Below are 6,360 nucleotides of genomic sequence, written 5' to 3'. Positions count from 1 at the left end.
GCTCTGCGCCGAGGAAACCGCTGCCACCGATGATCAGAGTTGTCATGGTGCGACGGTAGACCCGCCTGGCGACGGCGATGGAGTCCTCGGCCGCTCAGGGCGCGCCCGTGGCCGGTCACCTCGCCTGACGGTGATCGGCCACGGGCCGGCGGCGTGCGCCGGCGACAACTCCCGCCAGGGCCAGGCCTGCGACGACGGGACTGCCCGGCAAGCGGTCGGCAAGCATCGTTCGCACGGCTACCAGGACCCCTGAGTGGGGACGAGGTTGGACACGGCGGTGTAGGCGGCCTCGGCGCGGCGTGCTTCGGAAGTGTCGTGGGGTGCGTGGGCGAGGAAGTCCCGGGTGGGGCCGGTGAAGGTGATGCGTCCCTGCTGCAGGACGGTGACCTGGTTGGCTTCTTCTGCGAGGTCGGCGACGTCGTGCGTGGACATCAGGACGCGGACCTCGTCTGTGGCGAGGGTGGTGATCAGGTCGCGGAAGACGCGGCGTTGGGTGGGGTCCATGCCGGCGGTCGGTTCGTCGAGGAGAAGGGTGCGGGCTCCGTGTACGAGGGCGGAGGCGACGCCGACGCGGCGGAGTTGGCCGCCGGAGAGCTTCTTGGCCTTGATGTCGGCCCGGTCGGCCATGTTGACCCGGTCCAGGGCGCCGAGTGCGGCGTCCCATGCGTCGGACTTCTTCATGCCCTTGAGCCAGCCTGTGTAGGCGACCTGCTCGCGGGCGGTCAGGCCGGTCATCGGGATGATGGTCTGGGGCATCCAGGCGACCTGCTTGAGGTAGGCGGGCTCACGGGAGGCCAGGTCGCCCATGCGTACCGTCCCTGCGTGGGGCTGGTACAGGCCGCTGGCGAGCTTGAGCAGGGTGGACTTGCCCGCGCCGTTGGGGCCGAGAAGGACGGTGAATCCGTCGGGGACGGTGTAGCTGAGGTTGGCGAGGATCGGCGTGCCGGTGCGTCCGTAGCCGAAGGAGCAGGTCTCGAAGCTGATGGACATGACGACCCTTTCAGGGGCGGCGGAAGCGCGTGTGCGCGACAATTCCGGCGATGAAGACGAGCAGGCAGAACCCGAATGTGGGGAGGTGGCCGGCGGGGTGGAGGGTGACGGCCCAGGGCCAGGGACGGTTGAAGTCGCGGTATCCGATGAACATCACGGCGAGCACCCAGCCCACCGGGACGGCGGTGGCGGCCTGCTCGTTGACTGTGCGGGCCATCAGCATGAGACCGGTGAGGAACAGGACGTTCCGGCCCGCCATGGACGCTTCCGACGATCCGCTGACGCCACCCGTGACAAGTGCGGCGGCGACGGCTGCCAGCATGACGACGGCGATCAGAGCGGCGTCCAGGTTGCGTATCTTGCGCTGGGCTACGGCTTCGATCTCGGTGACTGCCTGAGCAAGACTGTGGGCGAGCGCGGAGGTGACGACCAGCGGCACCAACTGCATGAGGAAGACGCGGTTGCCCCGGGCGGTGAGCAGGCTCGGCAGCTGTACGTACTGGTCATGCGCCACTACGACGAGCACCGCGAACGCGAGCAGTGCCGGGGCGAGGGCGGCCTGGACGCGGCGGGCCTTGAACCAGAGAGTCACGTGGTGGCCTCCTGCACGAGGCGGCAGGCCTTCCGCTGTTCTTCCTGGAACCAGACGTTCTGCTGCTTCGGCGCGAGTTCGGCCGCGTTGCCGGCTCGCTCCTGGACCTTCGCCAGCACCTCGCGGGGGTTCTGGAACGAGCCGCCGTACTCACCGCGGCGCAAGCTCAAATACGGTTCGTCCGCGTCGATGAGCGTGGCGGCCCACAGCATCGCGGCGTCGTGGTTGACGATCCAGTTCACCGACTGACCGGGCTCGATGGACGAGGGGAAGGCGCAGGGGAAGTGCACCGCGGTGAGGAGTACTCCGTAGCGCACCCCGACCATGCCGGGACCGTTCTTCCCCGCCTGCTGCGAGAGCGGCAGCCACCACGCCGACTCGGTCGACGGCTTCTTGTGGCGACCGGTGAGCAGGCTGTCGGAGACCGTCGTGGGCACGGTCACCTGCACCCCGGCCTGACGGAGCGTGGCGAGGGAACGGACGATCTCGTCGCGCACCTGATCCAGGCGGTCCTCGGCACCACCGGCGTCGGCGATACACACCCGGGGAGCAGTGCCCGCGCACGTCGCGGAGGCATGGCCGGCACTGACCGGCCCGTCCCCGTAGCCCCACCCGGAGGCGGTGTTGGCGCACAGAACCATGACCACCACCGCGGCCACAGCCGCGCCCGCCCGGGCGCTGCGCCGTACCGCGCGTGAGGCGGGCAGCCACCACACCGCCACTGCAGCCGCCACGGCGGCGGTGAACAGGAAGGGGACGAGGAGGGTCAGCGGCCGGTACTGCTCACCGAAGTCCAGTGAGGTGTCCGAGGCGCCGGAGACGTGACGCAGCCAGACCGGCTCCACCTGTCCGGTCTTCGTGATCAGGTAGTACACGAAGACGGCGGACAGCGGCGCGGAGATCAACCGGGGCGTGAGGTGACCCAGGGCGCAGCCGAGCACCGCCCACGCGACCACGAGTCCCATACCCATCAGCATGGGCATGAGGGCCTGCGGCGTGGGCACCAGCCGCGTTTCCACCAGGCGCATCACAACCGGCAGGGCAAGCACGAGCCAGCCGGCCCCGACGACCGGAGCGAGCGTATGAGCGGCGACCCGGTACCGGGAACGCCCCGGAGCGAGCCCCCACACGCCGTCCCGCTTGAGTCGCCCGCCTTCCCACACCGCCAGGCCGCAGGTGATGGCGTAAGCGAAGGCGTAGAAGTAGAAGAGGGACTGCTCGACCTGCTGGGGCGCCCACAACGGGCCGCTGATGACCTCTTCGTAGGGGTCCTCCAGGTGGAGCGCGTGAAAGAAGTAGAAGAGGACGATCCCGACCCAGACGGGCGCGGTCCACACCGCCGGGCTGGTACGCAGACGGGCTCGAAGGTTCAACAGAGGACACCGTTCTCGGAACAGGGACGGGCCGGGAGGCACCGCACGGGTGCCTCCCGGCCTCAACGACGTGGCACTGATGTAGACGGTCAGTCGGCCGCGGTGGTGTCCACGTAGACCTTCTTCACATTGACCACGGCGCGGGTGTACTGCGACCCGTTGAGGTGGGCGATGGTGAAGTACCGGTTGTCACCGCCGCTGTAGTGGGCGTTCCACGAGCCCTTCGACGTGTAGCCCGAACCCTTGAAGCAGTTCGTGAACGTCTTCGTGCCCATGTCCTTGTCCTGGGCGAAGGGGATGGCCTGCCACAGCTTCACCCCGACGGATCCCCCACCGGCACCGACCATGGTGCAGCCCGTGAACTGGATCTCGGTGTAGTCGTTGTCCGCCCAGTGGCGCGACTCCTTCGAGCCCGGAGCCCAGCCCGTCAGGCTGCTGGTGAAGTTCCGGGTCTGAATCCCACCGGCGGTGTCAGACGGAGCCTGCAGCTCGAACAGCCCCTCCTCGGCCGGGTTGAACGTGTGCGCGTCCTCGCTCACAGGCGCGGTGTCATCCGCATTCGCGACAGCCACGGTGCCCGTCAGTGCCGCAGCGGTGACCGCAGCGATCAGGCCAGCGCGAACACTGTTCCTGTGCATGCGCATGTAGTCCCCTCCAGATGATGGTCGCAGCCTCTGCCCCCACGGCAGAAGCCGATACGCCCAGCTCTCGAAGGAGCACGCGAAGTGAGGTCGGTGCGCGCGAAACAGCCGGCACACGGCATGGCAAATCCCCCCTGTTTCGACGGTGTCCCCCGGTCACTGGTCGATGTGCACGGTGGCGGATGGGTCAGATCCGCTCGGCACGGCGATCATGTTAGGCACGCACCGAAGAACGGGAACAAGGGTTCGCTTTGTGGATGGCGCGAAAACGGCATCCACACCTCCGTCATCCATCCACCCAACTCTTGTGAATATCCGGTGAGTTACGCGTGAACTGCGGGTGACGACGTTTTGCTGTCGACGGCCCGGGGTGACCGGTTTCGGTACGTCGCGGACGTACTCAGTCACTCCTCGGTTGCCGATCACCTGGTGCACACGATCGGAGCAGTCATCGGGACCCCTGGCACTGCCGACCTCGCGATCCGTTGGGAATCAGCCCGACGCTGGGCTGTTCACTCGTCTCGCAGTTTGGCGCGGGCCTGCTGCAGCTGCTCGACGGAGACGGCTCCGGAGTCCGGTAGCCCTGCCTCCGCCCACGCGGCCTGAGCACGGGGGACGATGCCGCCGGCGTCGTCGAGGAGGATCTTCTTCGCCAGGTTCACGGCGATGGCGCCGTCGCCCAGGTCCATGAGGTGGGCGAGCATGCGCACGCTCTTGGTCGCGGAGGCCTTCTCGTTGTACCGGAAGACCAGCACCCACCGGCCCTGCAGGCTACGGGCCCGCTCGATGAGGTCTCGGCCGCGGTCGGTCTCCTGCTGCTCGGTGCGAATGTGCTCCGTGTCCCCGGCCGGAGAGCGCAGGGTGAGCAGGCCCCGGCGGCTGGACTCCTCGATCTCGACCTTCTCCAGGAACGCCACGAACCGCGAGGCGCTCTCCAGACGGTCGATGTCTTGCGCCGCCTGCTGGGCAATCAGGTGCAGGTCGACGGTCAGGGCGTGCACGCGGCGGCCCCAGGACGGTTCTTCACCGACCGGGCAGGGACCGGCGGCCTGGGCGGCTGCGATGACAAGGCTGTAGTCCACGCCCTCATCATGGCGGACGTCGGCGACAGCCCCGACGTCGATCGCGGCACTTCCACGACCGCCCCGGGTTTCTCGTACATGGCCTGGCGGACGGCTTCGGAGCGGTCGGGGCCTCACTCCACCTGGCAGGAACCACCTGGAGCCGACATCACACGCTTCCCCGGTCCCAGTTGTTGCCGACTGCCCAGCCCAGAGCCACGTGAATGCCCTCAGCCACGAACCAGCCCGCCACGATGGCGGGTGAGCCAACCATTCAGGCGCGCGTGTGCCACCTCAGCCACAGACCAGACCAGCCACGCCTTCCTGGTGCCATGTCAGCTGAGCCCCGGTCAACCCGCGCGTCAATGACGGTTGGTGTGCGACACGCCCGAGACCGTTCGCTTGCGACAGCGCGGAAGGGCCTGCCCAAGGATGCGGGACCTTGGGCACTTTCATGCATGAAGAGGGCGTAACCCCGAGAATGCCTCTGACCTGCGAAAACGCGCTAGGCGATCCGACTCCAGGATCGGCATACCCGATCCTGGAGTCGGGTTACCCGATTCCAGAGTCGGATCAACCCGACTCCAGGATCGGATCAACCCGACGCTGGAGTCGGATCAGTTAGCTATGTGCACACATCAGCACCCTGCTCGCATCGCACACCGATCCGACTGTGCAGCGGGATCGCTTAGCAATGTGGTAATTCTCTTCCTGGTAAGTGATCCGTTCCCCGAGTCTGATCGCTTGCCAACCCCATACCGACTTGCAGGGACGGCCCTCACATGACAGAGCAGGCGCGAAAGATCCTCGCCCTGGTCGATCAGCACACAGGAGAGTTCGAGGAGGTACCCCGCGCCAGCTACGCGTTCGACGGCGCTCACATCAACGTGGGCATCCGCAAGGGCCGGGAGCTCGCCTCGGCGGCCTCCGGACTGACCGACCGGGAGTTTCGCGTCCTTGTCTGGTACTGGTTCGCCACGGAGACGAGCGAAGAGGCCATCATGCGTACGGGCTCTGCGATCGCTGAAGAGCTGGGCATGAGCGCGGATGCTCTGTCGAGAGCGGTGAAAGTTCTCAAGCAGGCTCGGCTGCTGGTCGAGGCAGGTGGGCTAGGGCGGACCACCTTCTACAGGTGCACGCCTTACCTTGCATTTATCGGTACCGGCTTCGCGCACCGCGAAGCCGTGAAGGACTGGAACCCTCCGGAGACCAAGGTGCGCGAGCCCCGTGTCCGTCGGCGTGGGAAGAAGGGCGAGGCCTGATGAGGATTCATGACGCGGCAGACGTGCAGTACCTGCTGAAGAAGACCGGGCGCGTTCTCAGCCCGAACCAGCGCATCGTCGTCATGCTCTACGCATCCTCGGAACAACGCCCCGACGGAACGGTGATGATCAAGGCCAGCACTCTGGCCGCCACCGCGGGAATGACGCCGCCGGTGCTCTCCCGCACCCGCAAGGAGCTGCTCGAGGCGGGTTGGCTGGAGGTGACCGGCAGCGTGGGCAGCGTCAAGCACTACCGGCTCGCCCCGACCCTCTTCGAGGACCGCGGCCAGGCGGGACGTCACCTGCGAGCCGTCGGCAGCTGAAGGCCGTAGCTGAACGCCTCGTCGTGAAGCCAAACCCCAAAGCAGTCGGAAACCATATAAAACAGGGGTCAGTAAGGGAGGCGTAGGTGAACGCGACGCTGAGGCAAACCCAAGTAAA

Annotated in this window: 7 protein-coding genes; 2 read left to right on the top strand and 5 right to left on the bottom strand. The window is 67.1% G+C overall.

Annotation, left to right across the window (positions count from 1 at the left end):
• Positions 1-237: 237 nt before the first annotated feature.
• The 5 genes from ACIGO6_RS41350 to ACIGO6_RS41330 all read right to left on the bottom strand — a co-directional run bounded on the left by ACIGO6_RS41350 (position 238) and on the right by ACIGO6_RS41330 (position 4,678).
• Positions 238-990: an ABC transporter ATP-binding protein gene (locus ACIGO6_RS41350; RefSeq protein ID WP_399885914.1), complete on the bottom strand. Its 753-nt coding sequence runs from the start codon at positions 988-990 to the stop codon at positions 238-240.
• 10 nt (positions 991-1,000) lie between these two features.
• Positions 1,001-1,582: a hypothetical protein gene (locus ACIGO6_RS41345; protein ID WP_399885912.1), complete on the bottom strand. Its 582-nt coding sequence runs from the start codon at positions 1,580-1,582 to the stop codon at positions 1,001-1,003.
• Positions 1,579-2,955, bottom strand: coding sequence for a hypothetical protein (locus ACIGO6_RS41340; protein WP_399885910.1), 1,377 nt, complete (start codon positions 2,953-2,955; stop codon positions 1,579-1,581). Before ACIGO6_RS41340 ends, ACIGO6_RS41345 begins: the two co-directional genes overlap by 4 nt.
• An 89-nt stretch (positions 2,956-3,044) precedes the next feature.
• Positions 3,045-3,494: a hypothetical protein gene (locus tag ACIGO6_RS41335; protein WP_399885908.1), complete on the bottom strand. Its 450-nt coding sequence runs from the start codon at positions 3,492-3,494 to the stop codon at positions 3,045-3,047.
• 614 nt (positions 3,495-4,108) lie between these two features.
• Positions 4,109-4,678: a hypothetical protein gene (locus ACIGO6_RS41330; RefSeq protein WP_399885906.1), complete on the bottom strand. Its 570-nt coding sequence runs from the start codon at positions 4,676-4,678 to the stop codon at positions 4,109-4,111.
• Between the two features lie 761 nt (positions 4,679-5,439).
• Between ACIGO6_RS41330 and ACIGO6_RS41325 the strand changes: the two genes are divergently transcribed.
• Both ACIGO6_RS41325 and ACIGO6_RS41320 read left to right on the top strand, forming a co-directional pair.
• A complete protein-coding gene (locus ACIGO6_RS41325) occupies positions 5,440-5,919 on the top strand; it encodes a MarR family transcriptional regulator (protein ID WP_399885904.1) in 480 nt (159 codons plus the stop codon).
• Positions 5,919-6,242 carry a replication initiation protein, RepL2 gene (locus tag ACIGO6_RS41320; RefSeq protein WP_399885902.1) on the top strand — a complete coding sequence of 108 codons (324 nt, stop codon included), beginning with the start codon at positions 5,919-5,921 and terminating at the stop codon, positions 6,240-6,242. Before ACIGO6_RS41325 ends, ACIGO6_RS41320 begins: the two co-directional genes overlap by 1 nt.
• Positions 6,243-6,360: the final 118 nt, after the last annotated feature.

The organism is Streptomyces sp. NPDC053750 (genome assembly GCF_044544295.1).
In the GTDB taxonomy this organism is placed as follows: Bacteria; Actinomycetota; Actinomycetes; order Streptomycetales; family Streptomycetaceae; genus Streptomyces.
This window is presented reverse-complemented; position numbering and strand designations above follow the sequence as displayed.